Source organism: Parasphingomonas caseinilytica (assembly GCF_036663755.1).
Lineage (GTDB): Bacteria > Pseudomonadota > Alphaproteobacteria > Sphingomonadales > Sphingomonadaceae > Sphingomonas.
The window spans coordinates 83,582-106,321 of the sequence record NZ_JAXOJL010000010.1 but is presented as its reverse complement, the minus strand read 5'-3'; the positions used below and the strand labels follow the sequence as shown (position 1 = coordinate 106,321).

The 22,740-nt window shown below is 65.5% G+C and carries 20 protein-coding genes and 1 tRNA gene; 13 read left to right on the top strand and 8 right to left on the bottom strand.

Going from position 1 to position 22,740, the window contains the following annotated elements:
- Positions 1 to 20 precede the first annotated feature (20 nt).
- Both U1738_RS18200 and U1738_RS18195 read left to right on the top strand, forming a co-directional pair.
- A complete protein-coding gene (locus tag U1738_RS18200; protein ID WP_332790450.1) occupies positions 21 to 1,550 on the top strand; it encodes a CehA/McbA family metallohydrolase in 1,530 nt (509 codons plus the stop codon).
- Between the two features lie 13 nt (positions 1,551 to 1,563).
- Positions 1,564 to 2,682, top strand: coding sequence for an alkaline phosphatase family protein (locus tag U1738_RS18195; RefSeq protein ID WP_332790449.1), 1,119 nt, complete (start codon positions 1,564 to 1,566; stop codon positions 2,680 to 2,682).
- A gap of 2 nt (positions 2,683 to 2,684) precedes the next feature.
- Here the strand turns inward: U1738_RS18195 and U1738_RS18190 are convergent, their stop codons facing one another.
- Positions 2,685 to 5,303: a DUF4118 domain-containing protein gene (locus U1738_RS18190; protein ID WP_332790448.1), complete on the bottom strand. Its 2,619-nt coding sequence runs from the start codon at positions 5,301 to 5,303 to the stop codon at positions 2,685 to 2,687.
- Between the two features lie 400 nt (positions 5,304 to 5,703).
- On the opposite strand from U1738_RS18190, the gene kdpF reads away from it, so the two are divergent.
- From kdpF to U1738_RS18155, 7 genes are all read left to right on the top strand, one after another.
- A complete protein-coding gene (gene kdpF / locus U1738_RS18185) occupies positions 5,704 to 5,793 on the top strand; it encodes a K(+)-transporting ATPase subunit F (RefSeq protein WP_332790447.1) in 90 nt (29 codons plus the stop codon).
- Positions 5,794 to 5,806: 13 nt separating this feature from the next.
- A complete protein-coding gene (gene kdpA / locus U1738_RS18180) occupies positions 5,807 to 7,510 on the top strand; it encodes a potassium-transporting ATPase subunit KdpA (protein WP_332790446.1) in 1,704 nt (567 codons plus the stop codon).
- An 11-nt stretch (positions 7,511 to 7,521) separates the two neighbouring features.
- Positions 7,522 to 9,552: a potassium-transporting ATPase subunit KdpB gene (kdpB, locus tag U1738_RS18175; protein WP_332790445.1), complete on the top strand. Its 2,031-nt coding sequence runs from the start codon at positions 7,522 to 7,524 to the stop codon at positions 9,550 to 9,552.
- Positions 9,553 to 9,580: 28 nt separating this feature from the next.
- Positions 9,581 to 10,168 carry a potassium-transporting ATPase subunit KdpC gene (gene kdpC, locus U1738_RS18170; RefSeq protein WP_332790444.1) on the top strand — a complete coding sequence of 196 codons (588 nt, stop codon included), beginning with the start codon at positions 9,581 to 9,583 and terminating at the stop codon, positions 10,166 to 10,168.
- A gap of 11 nt (positions 10,169 to 10,179) precedes the next feature.
- Positions 10,180 to 10,869: a response regulator gene (locus U1738_RS18165; RefSeq protein ID WP_332790443.1), complete on the top strand. Its 690-nt coding sequence runs from the start codon at positions 10,180 to 10,182 to the stop codon at positions 10,867 to 10,869.
- Between the two features lie 168 nt (positions 10,870 to 11,037).
- Positions 11,038 to 11,955: a transglutaminase family protein gene (locus tag U1738_RS18160; protein WP_332790442.1), complete on the top strand. Its 918-nt coding sequence runs from the start codon at positions 11,038 to 11,040 to the stop codon at positions 11,953 to 11,955.
- Complete coding sequence (locus U1738_RS18155) at positions 11,955 to 12,764, top strand: transglutaminase-like domain-containing protein (RefSeq protein ID WP_332790519.1); 810 nt, start codon at positions 11,955 to 11,957, stop codon at positions 12,762 to 12,764. Before U1738_RS18160 ends, U1738_RS18155 begins: the two co-directional genes overlap by 1 nt.
- Here the strand turns inward: U1738_RS18155 and U1738_RS18150 are convergent.
- Together U1738_RS18150 and fdhD are read right to left on the bottom strand one after the other, a co-directional pair.
- The gene (locus tag U1738_RS18150; RefSeq protein ID WP_332790441.1) at positions 12,754 to 13,302 is read right to left on the bottom strand and encodes a molybdenum cofactor guanylyltransferase; all 549 of its coding nucleotides are present in this window, start codon (positions 13,300 to 13,302) and stop codon (positions 12,754 to 12,756) included. The genes U1738_RS18155 and U1738_RS18150 overlap by 11 nt on opposite strands.
- The gene (gene fdhD, locus U1738_RS18145) at positions 13,299 to 14,084 is read right to left on the bottom strand and encodes a formate dehydrogenase accessory sulfurtransferase FdhD (RefSeq protein WP_332790440.1); all 786 of its coding nucleotides are present in this window, start codon (positions 14,082 to 14,084) and stop codon (positions 13,299 to 13,301) included. The genes U1738_RS18150 and fdhD overlap by 4 nt, the downstream gene beginning before the upstream one ends.
- Before the next feature lie 116 nt (positions 14,085 to 14,200).
- Here fdhD and U1738_RS18140 point away from each other — a divergent pair, with 116 nt between their 5' ends.
- The 3 genes from U1738_RS18140 (at position 14,201) to U1738_RS18130 (ending at position 19,166) form a co-directional block, all read left to right on the top strand.
- Positions 14,201 to 16,492, top strand: a complete 2,292-nt coding sequence (locus tag U1738_RS18140; protein ID WP_332790439.1) for an FdhF/YdeP family oxidoreductase — start codon at positions 14,201 to 14,203, stop codon at positions 16,490 to 16,492.
- Between the two features lie 122 nt (positions 16,493 to 16,614).
- A complete protein-coding gene (locus tag U1738_RS18135; RefSeq protein WP_332790438.1) occupies positions 16,615 to 18,684 on the top strand; it encodes a catalase in 2,070 nt (689 codons plus the stop codon).
- Complete coding sequence (locus U1738_RS18130) at positions 18,681 to 19,166, top strand: hypothetical protein (protein WP_332790437.1); 486 nt, start codon at positions 18,681 to 18,683, stop codon at positions 19,164 to 19,166. The genes U1738_RS18135 and U1738_RS18130 overlap by 4 nt, the downstream gene beginning before the upstream one ends.
- A gap of 81 nt (positions 19,167 to 19,247) precedes the next feature.
- Here U1738_RS18130 and U1738_RS18125 read toward each other — a convergent pair whose 3' ends face one another.
- The 5 genes from U1738_RS18125 to dapB form a co-directional block, all read right to left on the bottom strand.
- A complete protein-coding gene (locus U1738_RS18125; RefSeq protein ID WP_332790436.1) occupies positions 19,248 to 19,769 on the bottom strand; it encodes a YciE/YciF ferroxidase family protein in 522 nt (173 codons plus the stop codon).
- Positions 19,770 to 19,947: 178 nt separating this feature from the next.
- Positions 19,948 to 20,024: transfer RNA gene (locus U1738_RS18120), tRNA-Arg, on the bottom strand.
- Positions 20,025 to 20,071: 47 nt separating this feature from the next.
- On the bottom strand, positions 20,072 to 20,452 hold the full coding sequence (locus U1738_RS18115; RefSeq protein ID WP_332790435.1) for a hypothetical protein: 381 nt from the start codon (positions 20,450 to 20,452) through the stop codon (positions 20,072 to 20,074).
- Positions 20,445 to 21,113, bottom strand: a complete 669-nt coding sequence (gene nth, locus U1738_RS18110) for an endonuclease III (protein ID WP_332790434.1) — start codon at positions 21,111 to 21,113, stop codon at positions 20,445 to 20,447. The genes U1738_RS18115 and nth overlap by 8 nt, the downstream gene beginning before the upstream one ends.
- Positions 21,110 to 21,838: a 4-hydroxy-tetrahydrodipicolinate reductase gene (gene dapB, locus U1738_RS18105; RefSeq protein WP_332790433.1), complete on the bottom strand. Its 729-nt coding sequence runs from the start codon at positions 21,836 to 21,838 to the stop codon at positions 21,110 to 21,112. The genes nth and dapB overlap by 4 nt, the downstream gene beginning before the upstream one ends.
- A 107-nt stretch (positions 21,839 to 21,945) precedes the next feature.
- Between dapB and U1738_RS18100 the strand changes: the two genes are divergently transcribed.
- On the top strand, positions 21,946 to 22,689 hold the full coding sequence (locus U1738_RS18100) for an NAD-dependent deacylase (RefSeq protein WP_332790432.1): 744 nt from the start codon (positions 21,946 to 21,948) through the stop codon (positions 22,687 to 22,689).
- Positions 22,690 to 22,740 lie beyond the last annotated feature (51 nt).

Genomic DNA, 22,740 nt, shown 5'->3' with positions numbered 1-22,740 from the left:
GAAGGGTGGGAGCGACCTGCATGTCGAGCATGAAGATGCGATTGGCATTGTGGGTCGCGCTCGTCCTTTCCGTTGCGCTGCCCGGCGCGGCGGCGGCGGAGTTGCCGCGGGCACCGGATGTGACGTTGCAGGGCGAATTGCACGGTGCGGACCGCGCGAGCGTCCGCGATCTGCCGTTCGACGTGCCGCCGGACACCGCGCAGGTGCATGTCGCGTTCGATTATGACGGCCGGGACCGGGGCGTGACGGTGACGCTGGGCGTGTGGGACACGACGCGCTTCCGGGGCTGGGGCGGCGGCGTGAAGCGCACCTTCTCGATCGCCGAAGGTTTCGCCACGCCGTCCTTCCTGCCCGGGCCGATCCCCGCCGGAAAATGGCGCATCGTGATGACCGTGCCGAGCATCCGCGACGGCGACGCGGCGGCCTGGCGCGCGCGCATCTGGTTGTCGAAGCGCACCGATCTCGGCGAAATCGCCTTCGCGACCGCCCCGCTAAACCCCGCCCCCGGCTGGTATCGCGGCGACCTGCACAGCCACAGCGGCCACAGCGACGCCCGCTGCCGCAGCCTCGCCGGCCGAGAAACCAGCTGCCCCATCGTCTTCACCCTACAGCAGGCAACAGCGCACGGGCTCGATTTTCTTGCGCTTACCGATCACAACGTCACCTCGCACTTCGCCGAACTGGGCGCGCTGCAACCCTATTTCGATACGCTGTTGCTGCTGCCCGGACGCGAGATCACCACGCGGTTCGGCCATGCCAATCTGGTGGGGCCGATGGGGCCGCTGGAAACCGAACTCTCCCGCCCCGGCGCGGAGACGATGAACGCGCTGCTCGCCAATGCCCATGCCACGGGCGGGTTCCTGACGATCAATCACCCCGCGCGCTCGACCGGCGAGGATTGCCTGGGTTGTGGCTGGAGCGCGCCGGATACCAATTATACGCAGGTCGATGCGATCGAGGCGGTCAATGGCGGCAGCACGCTGGAAATGCCGGGCGGGCGCGATGCTGCGATCCGGCGGCAGGTCGATTGGTGGCAGGCGCTGCTCGACAAAGGCTATCGTCTCGTGGGGATCGGCGGAAGCGACAATCACGACGCTTTGCAGGCGCGGGGGACTTCGCCGATCGGCCCGCAAGCGCCGGTCGGGCGTCCGGCGACCGTGGTCTATGCTGCGTCGCTGTCGCAGGGCGATGTGCTTGCCGGCCTGCGCAGCGGGCGCGTGTTCATCGACCTTGGCGAGGGGCGGGGCCGCGTGCTCGATATTACCGCGCGGATCGGGACGGGGCAGGCAGTTATGGGCGGGACACTGCCCAAGCCGACACAAAGGCGTGCGATCACCGGATCGGTCCATATCGTCGATGTGGCCGGCGGCACGGTGGACCTGATCGTCGACGGCAAGATCGTGCCGCTGCCGCATGCGGCGATCCTCGGCACGGACCGGCAGATCGCCTTCGCACTGCCGGATGCGCGGAAGGTGCGCTGGCTGCGCGCCGATGTGCGTACCGCCGATGGCCGGTTATGGCTGGTCGGCAATCCGATTTACATCCGATAGCGAGACCCGATCGATGACCAATACCCTGCGCCGAACGATCGCCGTCCTGGCCGCCGCTTTGTTGTTCCCGGGCGTTGCGATGGCCGAAGCGCAAGCGCCGCGCGTGATCCTGGTGGTGATCGACGGGGTACGCTGGCAGGAGCTTTTCCGCGGTGCCGATCCGGTGATCGCGGCGGACAAGGAGCGGACGAGCAAGGCCGAGGAGATCGCCCGTACGTTCGTCGCGCCAGCCGATCGCGCCACCGCGCTGACGCCGTTCCTGCACAGCCTGCCCGCCAAAGGCGGCATCCTGATCGGCGACAGGGATCATGGCGGCTGCATGCGCGTGGCCAATCCGTTCTGGTTTTCCTATCCCGGCTATAACGAATTGCTCACCGGGCGGGTCGATCCGCGCATCGCTTCCAACGATCCGGTGCCCAATGCCAACGTCACCGTGCTGGAATGGCTGAACCGTCGCCCGGATTTCGCCGGACGGGTCCGCGCGTTCGGCACGTGGAAGACATTCCACGCGATCTTCAACGACCAGCGCAGCGGCATTCCCGTCAATGCCGGGTTGGAGCCGCTCGGCGGCAGCGCGCCCGACGTGGCGCTGATCGACAAACTTCAAAACGACACGCCGCATCCGTGGAGCGAAGATGAGCGCTTCGACGCCTTCACCCATGCCTATGCGCTGCGTTCGCTGCGCGTGGATCAACCGCGCATGCTGTATGTCGGCTATGGCGAGCCGGACTCTCACGCCCATGCCGGCACGTATGACGAATATCTGCTGGCGATCCATCGCGCCGATCGCTTCGTGAAAGAGCTGTGGGACGCAGCGCAGGGCGACCCCGCCTGGGCGGGGCGTACGACGCTGATCGTCACCACAGATCACGGTCGCGGTGCCGGCACGACCTATCCCGATCGCTGGACCGATCACGGTAGCGGGCTGGATCGTAATGGGGTTGCCCATCCGAACCGGAAAGCGGCCGGATCGCAGGCTGTCTGGGCTGCGATCATCGGCCCCGCGCCGTTGCGCTACGTTCCGAAGGCGCCCTGCGCGACGGCCGGGCAGATCGCCGCGACCGTCGTCGGGGCGCTAGATCTCGACTGGCGCGATTTCGACCGCACGGCCCCGTCACCGCTGATCGAATGACTTCATTGATTCAGTGAAACCATGTCCGGGAAGGTCAGGGTAAAGCTCGCGCCGCCGGATGCGCCATTGGCGGCGGTCACCGCGACGCGCATGGCGTCGGCGAAGCCCTTGACGATGGCCAGCCCCATGCCGCTGCCGCCGTTGCGGTCGCTGCCCTCGCCGCGCGCAAACAGTTCGAACAGGTCCCGTCCGGTGTCCGGCAGGCCGGGGCCGTCGTCGCTTATGTCCAGCGTGACGGTATCGCCAGCGCGCGCGCCGATGATCGTGATCCGGCCGGCGGCGGCATGTTGCGCGGCGTTGTTGAGCAGGTTGACGAGGATGTGGTGCAACAGGGTGGGATCGGCCCGAACCAGGGGTAGGTCGGGCGGAACCTGAAGATCGATCTGCCGGTCGTGCAGCAGATCGCGCGAGGCATCGATCGCGCCATTCACCGCGTCGGTCAGGTCGATCGGTTCGAGCGAAAGTTGCACCGCGCCGCTATCGAGCCGGACCATTGCGACGAGATTGTCGAGGAAGCGCCGCAGCCGTTGCATCTCGCTGCGCGCGACGGGGATGGCGGGCGCGTCCGGATAGTCGGCGGCGAGCGTGTCGATCGCGCCCGAGGCGGCGGCGAGCGGCGTGCGCAGGTCGTGGCCGATCGAGGACAGCAATGCCGCGCGCAGCCGGTCGCGCTCCTTGAGCAGCGACAATTCCCGCATTTCGCCATCAAGCCGTAGCCGTTCCTGTGCCAGCGACGCCTGGCCGACCAGGGTAGAGAGCAACACCGCGCGATCCGCCGGCACCGGCTCGCCACCGTCGTTGCGCGAAACGCCGAGCAAGGCGAGGACGCCGAGCGACGTCTTGAGCGGATGGAATTGCCAGTCCGCGCCGTTCAGCGTCGTGGTGCCGTAGCCGGTGGTTTCGCCGCGCCGGAACGCCCATTCGGCAGCGGCAAGATCGATCGGGGTGAGCGCGGCCTCGGGCGGCGTGGCGGCGACGATCGTCGCGCTGCCATCGCGCTCGCCGAGCAGGACCGCGTTGACGTCGAGCAGGGCGGCGACCTCGGCGCAGATCGTTTCCGCCGTGCTTTGCGCATCCGAAACGCGGGTCAGCGACTGGGCGAACGCAGCCAGCGCGGCATTCTCGCGCGCGCCGCGCACCCCGATCGTGGCGCGCGACCGCATGTTTCCGGTCAGGCGGCTGATCAGCACCGCGACGCCGAGCAGGATGACGAAAGTCAGCACGCTCTGCGGATCGGCGATCGTCAAAGTGTGGATCGGCGGCAGGAAGAAGAAGTTGAACGCCAGCGCGGCGAGCACGCCGGCCAGCACACCGGGGCGCAGGCCGAACCGGCTCGCCGCGCCGATGACGGGCAACAGATAGATCAGATCGAGCGCGCCGGTGCCGATCAAAGGCTCCACGAAATACGCCAGGACCGTGGTCGCGGCGACCAGCAACGTCGCCCAGAGATAGGGTAATAGCGGATCGTCGAAACGCCGCCGCGTTCGCGGCACCTCGTCGCCCGATGGGATAACGTGGACGGCCAAACCGGTCGAGTCGCGCAGGATCGTGTCCACGACCGAGCCGTGGCGCATCTCGAACCACCAACTGCGGCGCGACTTCCCGATCACCAATTGCGTCGCACGCATCGTGGCGATCTGCGCCTGCAGCCCGGCGATGACGTTTTCGGCCGGTACGGTAACGATCGTCGCGCCGAGGCTGGCGGCGAGGCGGAGCGTGGCGGCGACGCGCGCTTTCTGTTCGGGAGAGAACGCTTCGGCACGCGCGGTTTCGATGAACACGGCCGTCCACGGCGCTTTCAGCGCATCGGCGAGGCGCTTGGCGGTGCGGACCAAGGCATCGACGCCGGGCAGATCACCGACCGCGACCAGCACGCGCTCTCCGGCGGCGAAGGTGCCGGTCGCGGCGCTGGCGTCGAGATGTTCGAGCATCTGGCGATCGACATTCTCGGCCGCGCGCCGGAGCGCCATTTCGCGCAGCGCAGAGAGGTTGGCCTTGGAGAAGAAGTGGCCCAGCGCGCGCGTCGCCTCGGCGGGGATATACACCTTGCCCTGTTGCAGCCGCTCGATCAGTTCGTCGGGCGGGATATCCACCACCTCGATCTCGGCATCCTCCAGCACGTGATCGGGCACGGTTTCGCGCACGCGGACGCGGGTGAAACTGGCGACGAGATCGTTGAGACTCTCGACATGCTGGATGTTGAGCGTGGTGTAGACGTCTATGCCGGCATCGCGCAGTTCGGCGATGTCCTGCCAACGCTTGGGATGGCGGCTGCCCGGTGCATTGGTATGGGCGAGTTCGTCGACCAGAGCGAGTTGCGGCGCGCGGGCGAGGACGGCATCGAGATCCATCTCGGTGAGCGGCTGGCCGCGATGGTCGATCCGGCGGCGCGGGATGAGGTCCAGCGGGGAGACGAGAGCCTCGGTCTCGGCGCGGCCATGCGTTTCGACGATCGCGAGGACGACGTCCAGGCCGGCGGCGGCGCGTGCGGCGCCTTCGCCAAGCATCTCGAACGTCTTGCCGACGCCGGGGGCGGCACCGAGGAAAATCTTCAGCTTGCCGCGCTGTTCGCGCTGCGCCGCTTTCAGGAGCGCGTCGGGGGAGGGCCGGGGGGTGTTCATGCGCTCCTCGCCACCCCCGTCACCCCGGACTCGATCCGGGGTCCAACGTGCCGCGTATCCACCGGCCGATTGGTTTGCGGCACGTTGGATCCCGGATCGAGTCCGGGATGACGGTGGGAGGCAGGGAGTGTAAAAATCACTCCTGCCGTATGGCGCGGGCCGGCGGCCAACACCACGCCGGACCCGCAATCTTTATGCGATCTTTACGCGAACGCACCGCATTCGCCCGCGCATCTTAACGCCGCTCCGCCCTAGATGCACCGCCGACCCCGGCGAACCTGCTGGGCGTGGAGGCATTCCATGACCGATATCCTGTGGCTCGGCGCGCTCGCCGGGCTGGTCGCGTTGACGCTCGCTTATGTTCGCTTGTGCGACGAAACCGGCAACGGGGCCTGACGCCATGAGCCTCAACCTCACGCTGGCCGCGATCACCGCCGCCGCTTTGCTCCTCTATCTCGTGGCCGTGCTTCTGCGGCCCGAGCGTTTCTGAATCGAGCCACGCCATGACGCTTCAGGGCTGGGGGCTGATCGCCCTTTTCATCATCATTCTATGGGCGCTGGCCAAGCCGGTGGGCATGTGGCTGTTCGCGCTGTACGAAGGGCGGCGCACGCCGCTGCACCTCGTGCTCGGGCCGGTCGAAACCGGCTTCTACAAGCTGGGCGGGATCGATCCGCAGGCCGAGCAGGGGTGGCGCCGATATGCGGTGCATATGCTGCTGTTCAATCTGGCGCTGTTGATCCTTACCTATTTCGTGCTGCGCTTCCAGAATCTGCTGCCGATGAACCCGCGCGGTTATGCCGGGATCTCGCCGGATGGCGCATGGAACGCGGCGATCAGCTTCACGACCAATACCAACTGGCAATGGTATTCGGGCGAGGCGGCGATGTCGAACTTCTCGCAGATGTTCGGCCTGACGATCCATATGTTTGCGTCCGCGGCCACCGGCATCGCGCTGGCGTTCGCGCTATTCCGCGGTTTCGCGCGACGCGAAGCGAAATCGATCGGCAATTTCTGGGCCGATATGACGCGCGTCACGCTCTACCTGCTGCTGCCGATCTCGATCGTCTATGCGGTGTATCTGATCGCCAGCGGCGTACCGCAGACCTTGGCGCAATCGGTCGATGTGACGACGCTGGAAGGCGCCAAGCAGACGATCGCGCTGGGCCCGGTCGCGTCGATGGAAGCGATCAAGATGCTCGGCACCAACGGTGGCGGCTTCTTCAACGCCAACAGCGCGCATCCGTTCGAAAACCCGACCGCGCTGACCAACCTCGTACAGATGCTGTCGATCTTCCTGATCGGCTTCGGCCTGACCTGGTGCTTCGGCAAGGCGGTCGGCAATACGAAGCAGGGCTGGGCGATCCTGGCGGCGATGACTTTGCTGTTTCTCGCTGGCACCTCGGTTGCCTATTGGCAGGAAGCGGCGGGCAACCCGGTGCTGCACCATATCGGCATTGCCGGCGGCAATATGGAGGGCAAGGAGGTGCGCTTCGGCATCGCCGCGTCCTCTCTGTTCTCGGTCGTCACCACGGCGGCCTCGTGCGGCGCGGTGAATGCGATGCACGACAGCTTCACGGCGCTGGGCGGCATGATCCCGCTGATCAACATGCAATTGGGCGAAGTGGTCGTCGGCGGCGTGGGCGCGGGCATCTATGGCTTCCTGCTGTTCGCGCTGCTCGCGGTGTTCGTCGCCGGGCTGATGGTCGGGCGGACGCCGGAATATGTTGGCAAGAAGATCGAAGGGCGCGAAGTGAAGTTCGCGGTGCTGGCGATCGCAGTGCTGCCGTTGATGATCCTTGGCGGCACGGCGCTGGCGGCGGTGCTGCCGGGCGGGCTGGCCGGGCCGCTGAACAAGGGGCCGCACGGCTTCTCCGAAATTCTCTATGCGCTGACCAGCGCGGTCGGGAATAACGGGTCGGCCTTTGCCGGGCTGACCGCGGGTACGCCGTTCTACAACGGGCTGCTCGGGGTGGCGATGTGGGTCGGGCGGTTCTTCGTGATCGTGCCGATGCTGGCCATCGCCGGTTCGCTCGCCGCGAAGAAGTACACGCCGCCGTCCTCGGGATCGTTCCCGACGACCGGACCCCTTTGGGTCGGCCTGCTGGTCGGGATCATCCTGATCCTCGGCGGCCTGACGTTCCTGCCCAGCCTCGCGCTTGGCCCCATCGCCGATCATCTCGCGATGATCAGCGGCACACTCTCCTGAGGACGACGGATATGTCCGCACCCACTTCCATCTTCACCATGAGCCTGATCGGGCCGGCGATCGGAGACAGCTTCAAGAAGCTCGATCCGCGCCAGTTGATCAAGAACCCGGTGATGTTCACCACCGCGATCGTTGCGACCCTGCTGACCGTGCTGCTGATCCTCGGCGGCGAGCCGCTCGGCGTCGGGTTCCAGATCCAGCTCATCGTCTGGCTGTGGCTGACGGTGCTGTTCGGCACCTTTGCCGAGGCACTGGCCGAGGGGCGGGGGCGAGCGCAGGCCGCGTCGCTGCGCGCGACCAAGGCGGATCTGAAGGCCAAGATGCTGATCGGCGTGGCCGATGCCTGGGAACTGGTTTCCGCCGCGCGGCTCAACAAGGGTGATGTGGTGCTGGTCGAGACCGGTGACCTCATTCCGGCGGATGGCGAAGTCATCGAGGGCGTGGCGAGCGTCAACGAAGCCGCGATCACCGGCGAGAGCGCACCGGTGATCCGCGAGGCGGGCGGTGATCGCTCCGCCGTGACGGCCGGCACGCGGGTGCTGTCCGACACAATCAAGGTCCGCGTAACGGCGGAGCCGGGGCAGGGCTTTCTCGATCGGATGATCGCGCTCGTCGAGGGCGCGGAGCGGCAGAAGACGCCGAACGAGATCGCGCTGACGATCCTGCTCGTCGGGCTGACGATCATCTTCCTGATCGCGGTCGGCACGATCCCCGCCTTCGCGCATTATGCCGGTGGCGCGGTGCCGGTGTCGATCCTCGCCGCTTTGCTCATCACGCTGATCCCGACGACGATCGCGGCCCTGCTGTCGGCGATCGGCATCGCGGGGATGGACCGGCTGGTGCGCTTCAACGTGCTGGCGAAATCGGGTCGCGCGGTCGAGGCGGCGGGCGATATCGACGTGTTGCTGCTCGACAAGACCGGCACGATCACGATCGGCGACCGTCAGGCGAGCGAATTCCGCGCCGTGGGCGGCGTGAGCGTCGAGACGCTGGCCGAGGCGGCATTGCTGGCGAGCTTCGCCGACGAGACGCCCGAGGGCCGCTCGATCGTGGTGCTGGCGCGCGAGAAATACGGGCAGCATCTCGATGCGTTGCCGGCCAGTGCCGAGATCATCGCCTTTACCGCGCAGACCCGTGTGTCGGGCGTGCGCGTCGGCGACAGCGTGATCCGCAAGGGTGCGGTGGATTCGATCCTGCGCGCCGATCCGGGCCTCGGCGAGACGCCGGCGGCGGTGGAGCTGCGCAAGATCACCGAGCAGATCGCGCGCGGCGGGATGACGCCGTTGGCGGTGTCGCGCGACGGGCGGTTGCTGGGTGCGATCGCACTGAAGGATGTGGTGAAGGCCGGGATCCGAGAACGCTTCGGGGAATTGCGCGCAATGGGCATCCGCACGGTGATGATCACCGGCGACAACCCGCTGACTGCCGCAGCAATCGCCGCCGAGGCTGGCGTGGACGATTTCCTGTCGGAAGCGACGCCGGAGGACAAGCTGGCGCTGATCCGCAAGGAACAACAAGGCGGGCGGCTGGTCGCGATGTGCGGCGACGGCACCAACGATGCGCCGGCGCTGGCGCAGGCGGATGTCGGCGTGGCGATGAACACCGGCACGCAGGCGGCGCGCGAGGCGGGCAACATGGTCGATCTCGATAGCGATCCGACCAAGCTGATCGAGGTCGTGGGGCTGGGCAAGCAATTGCTGATGACGCGTGGCGCGCTGACCACCTTTTCGGTCGCGAACGATGTGGCGAAATATTTCGCGATCATCCCGGCGATGTTTGTCGTGCTCTATCCGGGGCTGGGCGTGCTCAACGTAATGGGCCTCGCGACGCCGCAATCGGCGATCCTGAGTGCGATCATCTTCAACGCGCTGATCATCCCGCTGCTGGTGCCGCTGGCGCTGAAGGGTGTGGCGTATCGGCCGATGCCGGCCGGGCCGCTGCTGGCGCGCAACCTTGCCGTGTACGGTTTGGGCGGGCTGCTCGCGCCGTTCGTGGGGATCAAGCTGATCGATCTCGCCGTGACCGGGATCGGGCTGGCGTGAGGCCACCGGTTTTAAGAGGAATTCCAAGATGCTGACCGATTTCAAGACCGCCCTCCGCCCCGCACTCGCGCTGACGCTCGCGTTCGCCTTGCTGCTAGGCCTGGCTTACCCGCTCGCGCTAACCGGTATCGGGCAGGTGATCTTCCCCGCACAGGCGAATGGCAGCCTGATCGTACGCGATGGCAAGACGATCGGCTCCAGCCTGATCGGACAGGGTTTCGCGGGCGCACGCTATTTCCATGGCCGTCCGTCCGCCGCCGGCAGCGCGGGCTATGATGCCAGCGCCTCCTCCGGCTCCAATCTCGCCCCGACCTCGAAGGTGCTCGCCGACCGCGTCACCGCCGATGTCGCTGCGGCGCACAAGGCTTCACCGGGCATTTCGGTCCCCGCCGATCTGGTGACGACCTCCGCCTCGGGGCTCGACCCCCATATCAGCCCCGAGGCGGCTTTTTATCAAATCGCGCGCGTCGCCCGCGCCCGCGGTGTCGCGGCGGCCACGGTGACCGCTTTGGTCGAGCAGCAGACGGAGCGTCCGTTGCTAGGCCTGCTCGGCGAACCGCGCGTCAACGTGCTGGAACTCAACCTGGCGCTCGACCGGCTGGCGACGAAGCCGTAACGATGGCGGCGATGCCGCCTTCTCCCAAACTTCTCGTCGTCGAAGACGACACGCATATCCGCCGCCTGTTGCGCGTTGCGGCGGAGCGGGCGGGGTACCGGGTGGGCGAGGCGGCGACGGCGCGCGAGGGGCTGTCGCTGCTGGATATCGACAAGCCCGATCTGGTGCTGCTCGATCTCGGCCTGCCCGACCGCGACGGGATCGAGCTGATCCAGCTGTTCAAGGCGAAAGGGGCGACGGTCATCGTCGTATCCGCGCGTGCCGATACCGAAGAGAAGGTCGCCGCGCTGGATCTGGGCGCGGACGATTACCTGACCAAGCCATTCGACACAGAGGAACTGCTCGCCCGCATCCGCACCGCGCTGCGCCACCGCATCACCGATCAGGGCACACAAACGGTGATCGTCGCGGGCGATATCGCGATCGACCTCGACCAGCGCCGGGTGTCGCGCGGCGGGGTAGAGGTGCATCTGTCGCCGAAGGAATATGGCGTGATCGCGGAACTCGCGCGGCATCCGGGACGGATCGTCGGCCATGCGCAATTGCTGCGCGACGTGTGGGGCCCGGCGCAGGCGGACCGGCTGGAATATCTGCGCATCGTTATCCGCAATTTGCGCCAGAAACTGGAGGCAGACCCGTCGCGGCCGCAGCGCATCCAGAACGAACTGGGCGTCGGATACCGGCTGGCGGTGGACCGGTAAGGGGTCTGCCACGTCGAGGGCGCAGTGACTGATTCCGCTACGAGTACGGCGATCACGACAGTGCGGGAACGAACATCTCCTGCCGCCGTTTCATACCCCGACCCGGCAACTTAGCGTTCGCCGCAATCAGCACTTTGGATGTCTGGCTGGTCGTGAGACGAGTGTTCCATGCCCCTGCTGACCATTTCCCACATGACGACCTATACCTATCGCCAGCCGGTGCGCTTCGGCGAGCATCGCGTGATGGTGCGCCCGCGCGAGAGTTTCGATCAGCATCTGATCGCGGCGACGCTGACGATCGATCCCGATCCGGTCGAAATCCGTTGGCTGCAGGATGTGTTCGGCAATGCCGTGGCGATCGCGACGTTCGACAAGCCATCGAAACGTTTGGTGCTCAACAGCGAGGTACGCGTCGATCACCGGCCGACCGAATTGCAGCATGTCGACATCGAGGATTACGCCCGGCTCTATCCCTTCACCTATTCGTCGGAGGAGATGCCGGACCTGTTGCGCTCGATCGAGCGGCAGCATGTCGATCCGCAGCGTCAGATCGACAGCTGGGCGCGGCGTTTCGTGAAGAGCGGCGCGGAAACCGATACGCTCGGCATGCTCAGCGACATGACGGCGGCGATCAAGCGCGACTTCACCTATGTCGGGCGGCCCGAAAAAGGCACGCAGACGCCGATCGAGACGCTCGCCAAGCGCAAGGGCACATGCCGCGATTATGCGATGCTGATGATCGAGGCGGTACGCGCCCTGGGCTTCGCGGCGCGCTTCGTTTCGGGGTACGTCTACAGCCCGTCGCAGCATGACCGGCATCTGGGCGGTGGCAATACGCATGCCTGGGTGCGGGTGTATCTGCCCGGTTCGGGCTGGGTCGAGTTCGATCCGACCAATGGCATCGTCGGCAGCCGCGGGCTGATCCGCGTGGCGGTGGCGCGCGATATCTATCAGGCCGTTCCGATCTCCGGCACGTGGAGCGGATTTCCCGGCAGTTTTCTCGACATGCAGGTCTCGGTCGACATCGCCGTCGATCGCGGCGCGGAAGCACCAATCGATGCCCCCTTACTCAGAAAGTCCGTATGATGCTGATCCGCGCCGGGTACGAGATACGCTACGAAACCGACGTGCCCACGCCGCTGATGGCGATGCTCAGCGTGCATCCGTCGCGGCACAAGGATCTCGTCACCACGCACCGCATCGTCGCGTCGCCCGACGTGCCGATGTACGATTATCTCGATGCGTTCGGGAACGTCTGCACGCGCGTGACGGTGCCGGCCGGCGGACTGACCTTGTCGTGCGACTTCACGGTTGAGGATGACGGCCTGCCCGATCGCCTGTCGCCCGATGCCGTGCAGCACGCGGTGGAGGATCTGCCCGACGAGGTGCTCGTATACCTGCTCGGCAGCCGCTATTGCGAGACGGACCGGCTGTCCGACACCGCCTGGTCGCTGTTCGGGCATATCGCGCCGGGCTGGGCTCGGGTGCAGGCGATCGTCGCCTTCACGCATGAGCATATCGAGTTCGGCTATCACTTCGCGCGGCCGACCAAGACGGCATGGGATTCGTATCAGGAGCGACAGGGCGTGTGCCGTGATTACGCGCATCTGGCGGTGGCGTTGTGCCGCTGCATGAACATTCCGGCGCGCTATTGCACCGGCTATCTCGGCGATATCGGCATGCCGCCACCTTATGCAGCGGGCGATTTCTCGGCATGGTTCGACGTGTATCTGAGCGGCGAGTGGCATACGTTCGATGCGCGCCACAACATGCCGCGCATCGGCCGCATTCTGATGGCGCGGGGCCGCGACGCGACCGATACCGCGCTGACGACGACCTTCGGCCCGGCACAACTGGTCGGCTTCAACGTGATCACCGACGAGGTTACGGTCTGACGCGCCCTTGGGCGAACCGGTCCAGATCGTCGGCATGATTGAAATTCGCGATCTCTTCGCCGGCATCGAACGCGGTCGCCCCGATATCGATGGCCCAGCGGCGCACAGCTCGATCGCCGTCCTGCGCCAAGTGTCGGGCGAGATCATCGGCCAGGCTCGCTGGCCAATATCCGATGATTGGTGTCTGGCGGACGAAGCTGGCGCTGCCGCTATTCATTAGCCGATCGAGCAGTCCGGCCGGCAGCATCGGCGTGTCGCAGCCGATCGTCAGCACGGCGTCGAAATCCTGCGCCACAGCATGGCGCAGCGCACCGCATAGTCCGCCGAGCGGCCCAAGATCGGCACTCGGCCAATCTGGGATCGTCTCCATGTCCTCCGGCGCAACGTCACGCCCGCACACCACGATCTTCGAAACTATGTCCTGCAAGACATCGGCGGAATGCAAAATCAGCGGCCGGCCATCGAGCACGGCCAGCGCCTTGTCGCTGCCGAAGCGCGTCGCCCGCCCGCCGGCCAGGATCGCGCCGAGCAGCCTCACGATGGCACGGCCAGAATCGCATCGTTCCGCGCGAGCATGACGAGACGCAGTCCGCAGGATTTCGCACGAGCGATCGCAAGGTCGGTCGCGGCGGAGATCGTGACCAGCAACGGGCAGTCCGCCAGCGCGGCCTTTTCGACCAGCTCATAGGAACAGCGCGACGACAGCAACGCGAACCCGCCGTCCCAGCCACGATCCTCGCGCGCCATCGCGCCGATCAGCTTGTCGAACGCATTGTGCCGCCCGACATCCTCGCGCACCAGCAGCACCTCGCCTGTCGCCGAACAGAGCGCGGCGGCATGAACCGCGCCGGTTTCGCGATTGAGCGGCTGGCGCGCGCGCAGATCGCCCAGCGCGCGAAACAGCGCTGCATGGTCAGCCGCGCTTTGCGCAGTCACGGTAGGCAGCGGGCGAAGCGCCTGTTCGAGATTCTCAATCCCGCACAGGCCGCACGACGATTCCGATACCCGGTGCCGCACGCGGTCGAGCAGCCCGCCCGCACATTCCGGTGCCAGCGTCACGCGCAGGACATCGCCTTCGGGCCGCGCATGTGTCGCGATCTCCAGCACGGACGTGGCATCCGCGATCAGCCGCTCGCTGAGCGCAAATCCGATAGCGAAGTCCTCAAGGTCGGACGGCGTCGCCATCATCACGGCATAACCGATCCCGTTGAACTCGATCGCGATCGGCCGCTCGACCGCGATTGCGCGCGTGATCGCTTCGACGTCGCCGCCGTTCGCGCGGATGCGATCGAACAGGTGCGGCACGGATTCATCGCTCATGTCGCCGTCCTAAAGCAATTCCGGTCCGCGCCAACCGCTTGGCTTCGCCTATTTGCGCGACCTTTCTGCGTTACGATGCGTTATCGCGACCGAACCCTTCCGGCAGGATCCACCCGATGACCAAGCAGAAGTCCGACAAGCCCGAGATCACACCGTTCAAGGGCCCGGCGGGCGGCTGGGGATCGGTGCGGTCGCTGGCGGAAATCTTCCCGCGCGAACGGGTGCCGGCGGAAACGCTGCGTGAGATGGTGCGCCAGAACAAACCCGACGGCTTCCAGTGCGTTAGCTGCGCCTGGCCCAAGCCGAAGCATGTCCATCCGGTGGAATTCTGCGAAGAGGGCGCGAAGGCGACCGCGTGGGAATTGACCACGTATCGCACCACCCCCGAATTCTTCGCGCAGCACACGCTCACCGAATTGCGCACGTGGCGCGATTACGATCTCGAACAGAATGGCCGCCTGACACACCCGTTGCGTTACGATGCCGCGACCGACAAATATGTCGCCTGTTCGTGGGACGAGGCGTTCGACGAGATCGGCGCGACGCTGCGGCCGATGGCGCCCAAATCGGTGGTCTTCTATTCCTCCGGCCGCACCAGTCTGGAGGCGTCGTACATGTACGGGCTGATGGCGCGCATGTACGGCAATCAAAACCTGCCCGACAGTTCGAACATGTGCCACGAATCCACTTCGGTCGGCCTGAAGGCGGCGATCGGCGTGCCGGTCGGCACCACTCGGCTCGAGGATTTCGAGCATTGCGACATGATCCTGTTCTTCGGCCAGAATGTCGGATCGAACGCGCCGCGCATGTTGCACGATCTGCGCAGCGCGCGGAAACGCGGGGCGGAGATCGCGACGTTCAATCCTCTGAAGGAACGCGGGCTGGAGCGCTTCACCGATCCGCAGAACCCGTTCGAGATGGCGACGCTCAAAGAGACGAACATCTCCACGCAATATCATCAGGTGAAGGCGGGCGGAGACATTGCGGCGATGATGGGCATCGCTAAGTTCCTGGTCGAATGGCACGATGCCGCGATCGCCAAAGGCGAGCCGGCGGTACTCGATACCGCGTTCATCGAAGCGCACACCAACGGCTTCGAACCGTTCGTCGTGAGCGTGCGCGGAACGGCTTGGGACGATATCGAGCATGAGAGCGGCCTGCCCAAGGTTGCACTGGAGGAAACCGCGCGGGCTTATGCCAAGGCCAAGGCGGTGATGGCGATCTACGGCATGGGCCTGACCCAGCATGTGAAGGGCGTCGAGAATGTCCGCATGGTCGTCAACCTGCTGTTGCTGCGCGGTAATATCGGCAAGCCCGGCGCGGGGCCGACGCCGGTGCGCGGCCATTCCAACGTGCAGGGCCAGCGTACCGTCGGCATCACCGAGAAGACCGAGTTGGTGCCGGTGGAGCGGTTGGAAGCGCAATACGGCTTCACCGCACCGCGCGAAAAGGGGTTGGATACCGTCGAAAGCTGTCGCGGCGTGATCGACGGATCGGTGAAGGCGTTCATCGCGTTAGGCGGCAATTTCCTGCGCGCGGTGCCGGAAACCGGGCCGATGGAGGCGGCATGGCCGAACCTCGACTTGTCGGTGCAGATCGCGACCAAGCTCAATCGCAATCACCTTTTTCCCGGCAAGGTGACGTATCTGCTGCCGTGTCTCGGCCGGATCGAGACCGACGTGCAGACAAGTGGGCCGCAGATCGTGACGGTCGAGGATTCGAGCAGTTGCATCCATGCCTCGCGCGGCAAGGCGACTCCGGCGAGCGAACATCTGCTGTCCGAACCGGCGATCGTCGCGGGGCTTGCCAAGCGCATCCTGCCGCACAATCCGAAGGTCGATTGGGATTCGTGGGTGGCGGACTATGCCACGATCCGCGACGCGATCGAGGAGACCTATCCGCAGGTCTTTCCCGATTTCAACAACACCTTGTTCGAAGCCGGCGGCCATTGGAAAGGCAACAAGGCCAGCGAGCGCATCTGGCTGACGGAGAGTGGCAAGGCGGAATTCCTGACGCCGACCGGCCTGTCGGCGACCGGTTTTGCGGAGGCCGAAGGACGCTTCCGGTTGATGACGCTGCGCTCGAACGATCAGTTCAATACGACGATCTACGGCTATCACGATCGCTTTCGCGGCGTGAAGGGCACGCGCGACGTGCTGTTCATGCATGAAGCGGACATCGCCGCCGCCGGCATGACCGAGAATCAGATCGTCGCTTTGGAAAGCGACGCCGAGGACGGGGTCGTGCGCCGCCGCGATGGGCTGATCGTGACGCCCTACGACATTCCGCGTGGTTGCCTCGGGGCCTATTATCCCGAGTGCAACGTGCTGATGCCGGTCGAGCATCATGCCGAGCAGAGCCATGTGCCGGCGGCGAAGTCGGTGCCCGTGCGAATCGTTGCGACTTGAAACCGGCAATCGTCTGCCAGCGATAGCAATCCTCTCAACCGCAATTTTCACTGAGCCATATCAAGAGGTGGAACGATGCCATCGCTGTCCTGTTCAGGGCAGCGAGATCAGGAGAATTTTTCATGGCCGATACCCCGCGCAACCCCGGCAACGGCGGCGAGACCCATCAGCAAGCGGACGGCGACACCGCCGTCCTGACGACCAATCACGGCGTACCGATCAGCGACAATCAGAACAGCCTGAAGAGTGGCGCGCGCGGGCCGACGTTGCTCGAGGATTTCGTGCTGCGCGAGAAGATCTTCCACTTCGATCACGAGCGTATCCCGGAGCGGATCGTCCATGCGCGCGGCTCCGGCGCGCACGGCTATTTCGAGGCAACGGACGATATTTCTGATCTGTCCAAGGCCGCCGTGTTCACCAAGGGCGAGAAGACCGAAGTGTTCGTGCGCTTCTCAACCGTCGCCGGCGGGGCCGGGTCGGTCGATACGCCGCGCGACGTGCGCGGTTTCGCGGTGAAATTCTATTCGCGCGAGGGCAATTGGGATCTTGTCGGCAACAACATCCCGGTGTTCTTCATCCAGGATGCGATCAAATTCCCCGATCTCGTCCACGCGGTGAAGATGGAGGCGAATAGCGGCTATCCCCAGGCGGGCAGCGCACACGATACGTTCTGGGACTGGGCGTCGCTGATGCCGGAGACCACGCACATGCTGATGTGGGCGATGTCCGATCGGACGCTGCCGCGCAGCCTGCGGATGATGGAGGGCTTCGGCGTCCACACCTTCCAGCTGGTCAATGCCGAGGGCAAGGTCAGTTTCGTGAAGTTCCACTGGAAGCCGAAGCTCGGCCTGCAATCGACGATTTGGGACGAGGCGCTGAAGCTGCAGGCCGCCGACAACGATTATCATCGCCGCGATCTGTTCGAGGCGATCGACAGCGGCGCGTTTCCGGAATGGGAACTTGGCATCCAAGTGTTCGACCAGAAATTCGCCGATGCGCAACCGTACGACGTGCTCGACGCGACCAAGCTGATACCCGAGGACGATGTTCCGGTGCGGATCATCGGGCGGATGGTGCTCGACCGGAACGTCGATAATTTCTTCGCTGAAACCGAGCAGGTGGCGTTCCTGCCGACCAACGTGCCGCCGGGCATCGGTTTCTCGAACGATCCGCTGCTGCAGGGGCGGCTGTTCAGCTATCTCGACACGCAGAAGTCACGTCTGGGCACGACCAACTTTCACCAGATTCCGATCAACGCGCCGCGCTGCCCGTTCGGCAATTTCCAGCGCGACGGTATGATGCAGACGATGGTGCCCAAGGGCCGCGCGAATTACGAACCCAACAGCTTGGCCGAGCATGGTGAGGAAGCGGGGCCTCGCGAAACACCGAAGGGCTTCGCAACGGTCAACGCCGCGACCGGCGCGGATGAGACCGGCGACAAGTTGCGCGTGCGCGCCGAGACCTTTGCCGATCACTTCAGCCAGGCGCGCTTGTTCTACCGTTCGCAGACCGAGAACGAGCAGGCGCATATCGCCTCTTCGTTCGTGTTCGAACTGTCCAAGGTCGGGCAGCTCGATCAGGTGCCGCCGCGCATGGTGGCGAATCTGCGCAACGTGGATGAGGATCTGGCCAAGCGCGTCGCAGACGGCCTGGGCATCGAGCTGCCCAAAAAGGCGAAGGCGGCGAAGGAGCCGGTGGACATGGCACAGTCCGACGCGCTGTCGATCCACAAGAACATGAAGGAGACGCTGGAAGGCCGCGCGGTCGGCATCCTGATCGCGGACGGCACCGATGTCGGCGCGCTGAAGGCGGTGGTCGATGCGGTGACGACGGCCAAGGGCAAGGCGGTGATCGTCGCGCCCAAGGTCGGCGGCGCAAAGCTGTCCGACGGCAAGGTGCAGAAGGCCGATGGGCAACTTGCCGGCAGCCCGTCGCAGATATTCGATGCTGTGGCGATCATCCTGTCCGACGAGGGGTGCGCGGCGTTGCAGAAGGAAGGTGCGGCCGTGCAATGGGCGATGGACGCGTTCGGGCATCTCAAGGCGATCGGCGCGAGCCATGCCGCCAAGCCGCTGCTCGACAAGGCCGGGGTGGAGCCGGATGACGGCGTGACCGATCTCGGCCAGGCGTTCATCGGGGCTGCGGCGAAGCGATTCTACGCCCGCGAACCCGGCGTTAGGACGCTGGCATGAGCGGGCATTCGCGTTCCGCGACGCTCGATCCGTTTTCCTATTGGGAACGGATGTTCGCCAGCTGGCGGATGATGGCGGCCACGGGCGACCGCGCGGTGCAGACCGCGCAGGCGTCCGGCGCGGTCATCGCCTCGCGCGGCGAGACGATGCGCGAGGCGGTCAACGCACCATGGTCCGGCGATTATGCCGAATTGTCGCGCATGGTGCCGGAAAAGGTCGCGGCTTTTTCGTCGTCGGGCATGGTGATGATGCAGGCGTGCGTCGATGCCCAGGCGGCATGGTGGGATCAGGCGCAATCGCTGAGTACGATGATGCTACGCGGACGTCCAGCGACGCCGGTCGAGTTGATGGCGTTCGGTTCGACCGCTGCGGCGAGCGGGCTGAAGGCGATCGAGGCGGCGGCGCGAACAGGCCGCGATACTCTAGCGCCGATCCATAAGGCTGCGACTGGAAACGCGCGGCGGCTGAAGCGCAGGAGTTAAGGCGCGATCGAGCGATTTTGCCCGGGGAGGTCGGGAAATGGAAAGATCGGGGCGGTGCAGTGGCGCCGCCCCGATGTCGTTTCAGGCGGGTTCAACCGCAGTTTCAGCCCGTGCGTTGATCTTCGACTTGGCCATGGCGGTCAGCTTATCGTCGGTGGCATATTCCTCGTCGAGCGTTTCCTGCAGGATCGCGGCGATGTCGCTGCGGCCAAGCTGCTCGGCCCAGGTGACGAGTGTGCCGTAACGCGTGATCTCGTAATGCTCGACAGCCTGAGCTGAGGCGATCAACGCCGCGTCGAGCACCGCCGGATCGGCGATGTCACCGGCGACTTCGTTCGCTTCCTTGATGATCCCGTCGATCGCCGGGCAGGTAACCGCCTTGGGCTTTTCGCCGAGCAGGTCGAACACCTGCTCCAGCCGCCGGATCTGGCCTTCGGTTTCCTGGAGATGCGTCTGGAATCCGGCCTTCAGCCCGCCATCGGTGGCCTTTTCGACCATCTTCGGCAGCGCCTTGGTGATCTGGTTTTCGGCATAATAGACATCCTGCAACTGATGCAGGAACAGATCATCGAACGTCGCGATATCCTTGGTGAACAAGCCCATGTGACACTCCTCGGTTGAAGGTGCGCCCGACGCGAAATGGAGGCGCGTCGGGCGTAGGGCGTCAACCGGCAGCGAGGTCGGGAAGTTGCTAATGGGGGACGATTTAATAGGCTGATCTGGCTCAAGTTCGCGGCCCGAACCTTGATGAGATTAGTCTATCGGTCTCGATTTCGGAAAATGGTGCACCCGACTGGATTCGAACCAGTGGCCTCTGCCTTCGGAGGGCAGCGCTCTATCCAGCTGAGCTACGGGTGCCGATGCGGGGGCTTGCCTAGCAAAGGTGCGCGGTGGGCGCTAGCCGTTTAACGTTTGGGCGTCTTCACCAGCGTCACCGGCTGGAACTGGCCGAGACCGCAACTGGCGCCGCGGCTCACCGGCGGGTTTTCGATCACGGTGATTATGTCGACCGAGCAGAGCTGGCTGAGCGAGGTTTCGTAGGCGAAGGCTTCGCGGAAACCGAGGCCCGGGCAGGAGTTGGGCAGGGTGTTGCGATAGACCTTGCCGCCCGTCGTCTCGAAATCGATCACGCGGTCGCCGTGCACATGCGTGGCGCGGATGCGGGGGATCGATAGGCAGCTTTCGGGCTTGCCGGCGGGCACGGCCTCTGGGACCTGGCTGCGGTCGCGCGCCATGCCGGGGGCGGTGAGGGCGATCGCGGCGAGCACAAGAATGGATTTACGCATCTTCTCTCTCCTGACCCGTCCCCTTCGGCGCGGGCGTCTTGGGTTTGAACGCACAGAGATCGCCGACGATGCATCGCCAGCATTCCGGGCGCCTGGCCTTGCAGACATAGCGGCCATGCAGGATCAGCCAGTGATGCGCGTGCATACGGAAAGGCTGGGGCGTGGCCTTGTCCAGCTTCAGTTCCACCGCTAGCGGCGTCTTGCCGCGCGCCAGACCGGTGCGGTTGCCGACGCGAAAGATGTGCGTGTCGACCGCGAACGTCTCCTGCCCGAAGGCGACGTTGAGCACGACATTGGCGGTCTTGCGTCCGACGCCGGGCAGGCGCTCCAGCGCGTCGCGGTCGTTCGGCACCACGCTGCCGAAATCGTCGATCAGCATCTGCGACAGGGCGATGACGTTCTTCGCCTTGGTGTTGAACAGGCCTATCGTCTTGATGTGCTGTTTCAGGCCCGCTTCACCCAGGGCCAGCATCTTTTCCGGTGTATCGACCTCGGCGAACAAGGCGCGGGTGGCCTTGTTCACGCCCACGTCGGTCGACTGCGCGGACAAGGCGACGGCGACGACAAGTTGATACGGATTGCCGTATTCGAGTTCGGTTTCGGGGTGCGGATCGTGTTCGGCGAGGCGGCGATAGAATTCGAACGCCTCAGCTTTCTTCACAGCCCGAGCACCTGCCCCATCGTATAGCGCCCGGCCGGCTGGCCCGAGAGCCAGATCGCGGCGGTGATCGCACCCTTGGCGAAGATCGCGCGATCCTCCGCTCGGTGGCCGATCTCGATCCGCTCACCGGTGCCAGCGAAGATCACCTGATGATCGCCGGCGACCGATCCGCCACGTAGCGAGGCGAAGCCGATCGTGCCCTCGCTGCGCGCGCCGGTGAGCCCCGCGCGATCCGCGACGCGCGTCTCGGACAAGGTCGTGCCGCGTCCCGCCGCCGCCGCTTCGCCGAGCAGCAGCGCGGTGCCCGAAGGGGCATCGACCTTGTGGCGGTGGTGCATTTCGAGAATCTCGATGTCCCAGTCGGGCCCAAGCCGTTCCGCGGCTTCGCGGACCAGTTTGGCGAGCAGTGTGACGCCGAGTGAGACGTTGCCGGTCTGCAAAACGGCGATGTCCTGCGCGGCGGCGTCGATCAGGGCGTGGTGCGTCGGCGACAGGCCGGTGGTGCCGATCAGGATCGGGGTACGCGTGGTTCGCGCGGCGGCGAGCGTCGCTTCGAGCGCAGAGGGTGCGGAGAAATCGACCAGCACATCGGCGTCACGCGCGAGCAGCATCGCATCGCCACCCGCGTCGATCCCGCCGATCAGCGTACCGCCGAGATCGGGCACCACCGCCGCCAGCGCCTGACCCATGCGCCCTGCGCTGCCGATGATGCCGATCTTCGTCATGCCCGCCCTGCTGCCACACGGGGCGGGGGGCGAACAGCCCTTTATGGTCGCGAGTGGATGATTTCGACACGGTTGGCGCACGGCGCTGGGCCGGGTTAAAGTAGCGCATGAGGGACATTCGCAACATCGTCGTGCTGACCGGCGCAGGTATATCGGCGGAGAGCGGCATCGCGACGTTTCGTGGGCCGGGCGGCCTGTGGGAAGGGCACCGGGTCGAGGATGTGTGCACGCCCGAGGCATTGGCGGCCGACCGGGATTTGGTGCATCGTTTCTATGATGCGCGGCGGGCGGCGCTGGCGACGGTCGCGCCCAATGCGGCGCATGACGCGCTGGCGCGGCTCGATGCCGAATGGCCGGGCGAGTTGCTGATCGTGACTCAGAACGTGGACGATCTGCACGAACGCGCCGGGGCGCGGCGGATGTTGCACATGCATGGCGAGTTGAAATCGGCCTTGTGCGCGGCATGCGGAGAGCGCGAGGCGTGGGCGGACGATCTGCCGCCGGGATCGGTGTGCGGCGCGTGCGGGGCGGGGGCGCTGAGGCCGGACATCGTGTTCTTCGGCGAAATGCCGTACGACATGGAGCGGATCGAGGCGGCGCTGGCGACCTGCGATCTGTTCGTTTCGATCGGCACGTCGGGCGCGGTGTATCCGGCCGCCGGGTTCGTGCAGACGGCGCGCTATTACGGGGCGGAGACGCTGGAGTTGAACCTCGATCCTTCGGCCGGGAGCGTATTCTTTGCCGAGGCGCGGATGGGTGCGGCGGGGGTGTTGGTACCGCAATGGGTGGGGGAGGTTTTTGGGTTAGAGGCTCCCAAATCGGTTGCGCCACCCTTTCCCCGTTCGCCCTGAGCCTGTCGAAGGGCCGTTCTTTCTATCTGCCCGGCGACTAAGAAGAACGGT

Excerpts from the sequence above, each read along its gene's own strand:
- kdpC (WP_332790444.1), top strand. The coding sequence starts at position 9,581 with ATGCTGACCGATTTCAAGACCGCCCTCCGCCCCGCACTCGCGCTGACG.
- U1738_RS18195 (WP_332790449.1), top strand. The coding sequence starts at position 1,564 with ATGACCAATACCCTGCGCCGAACGATCGCCGTCCTGGCCGCCGCTTTG.
- U1738_RS18155 (WP_332790519.1), top strand. The coding sequence starts at position 11,955 with ATGCTGATCCGCGCCGGGTACGAGATACGCTACGAAACCGACGTGCCC.
- U1738_RS18115 (WP_332790435.1), bottom strand. The coding sequence starts at position 20,452 with ATGCGTAAATCCATTCTTGTGCTCGCCGCGATCGCCCTCACCGCCCCC.
- U1738_RS18190 (WP_332790448.1), bottom strand. The coding sequence starts at position 5,303 with ATGAACACCCCCCGGCCCTCCCCCGACGCGCTCCTGAAAGCGGCGCAG.
- U1738_RS18100 (WP_332790432.1), top strand. The coding sequence starts at position 21,946 with ATGAGGGACATTCGCAACATCGTCGTGCTGACCGGCGCAGGTATATCG.
- U1738_RS18140 (WP_332790439.1), top strand. The coding sequence starts at position 14,201 with ATGACCAAGCAGAAGTCCGACAAGCCCGAGATCACACCGTTCAAGGGC.
- kdpF (WP_332790447.1), top strand. The coding sequence starts at position 5,704 with ATGAGCCTCAACCTCACGCTGGCCGCGATCACCGCCGCCGCTTTGCTC.
- U1738_RS18200 (WP_332790450.1), top strand. The coding sequence starts at position 21 with ATGTCGAGCATGAAGATGCGATTGGCATTGTGGGTCGCGCTCGTCCTT.
- kdpB (WP_332790445.1), top strand. The coding sequence starts at position 7,522 with ATGTCCGCACCCACTTCCATCTTCACCATGAGCCTGATCGGGCCGGCG.
- fdhD (WP_332790440.1), bottom strand. The coding sequence starts at position 14,084 with ATGAGCGATGAATCCGTGCCGCACCTGTTCGATCGCATCCGCGCGAAC.
- U1738_RS18160 (WP_332790442.1), top strand. The coding sequence starts at position 11,038 with ATGCCCCTGCTGACCATTTCCCACATGACGACCTATACCTATCGCCAG.
- U1738_RS18130 (WP_332790437.1), top strand. The coding sequence starts at position 18,681 with ATGAGCGGGCATTCGCGTTCCGCGACGCTCGATCCGTTTTCCTATTGG.
- kdpA (WP_332790446.1), top strand. The coding sequence starts at position 5,807 with ATGACGCTTCAGGGCTGGGGGCTGATCGCCCTTTTCATCATCATTCTA.
- U1738_RS18165 (WP_332790443.1), top strand. The coding sequence starts at position 10,180 with ATGCCGCCTTCTCCCAAACTTCTCGTCGTCGAAGACGACACGCATATC.
- dapB (WP_332790433.1), bottom strand. The coding sequence starts at position 21,838 with ATGACGAAGATCGGCATCATCGGCAGCGCAGGGCGCATGGGTCAGGCG.
- U1738_RS18135 (WP_332790438.1), top strand. The coding sequence starts at position 16,615 with ATGGCCGATACCCCGCGCAACCCCGGCAACGGCGGCGAGACCCATCAG.
- U1738_RS18125 (WP_332790436.1), bottom strand. The coding sequence starts at position 19,769 with ATGGGCTTGTTCACCAAGGATATCGCGACGTTCGATGATCTGTTCCTG.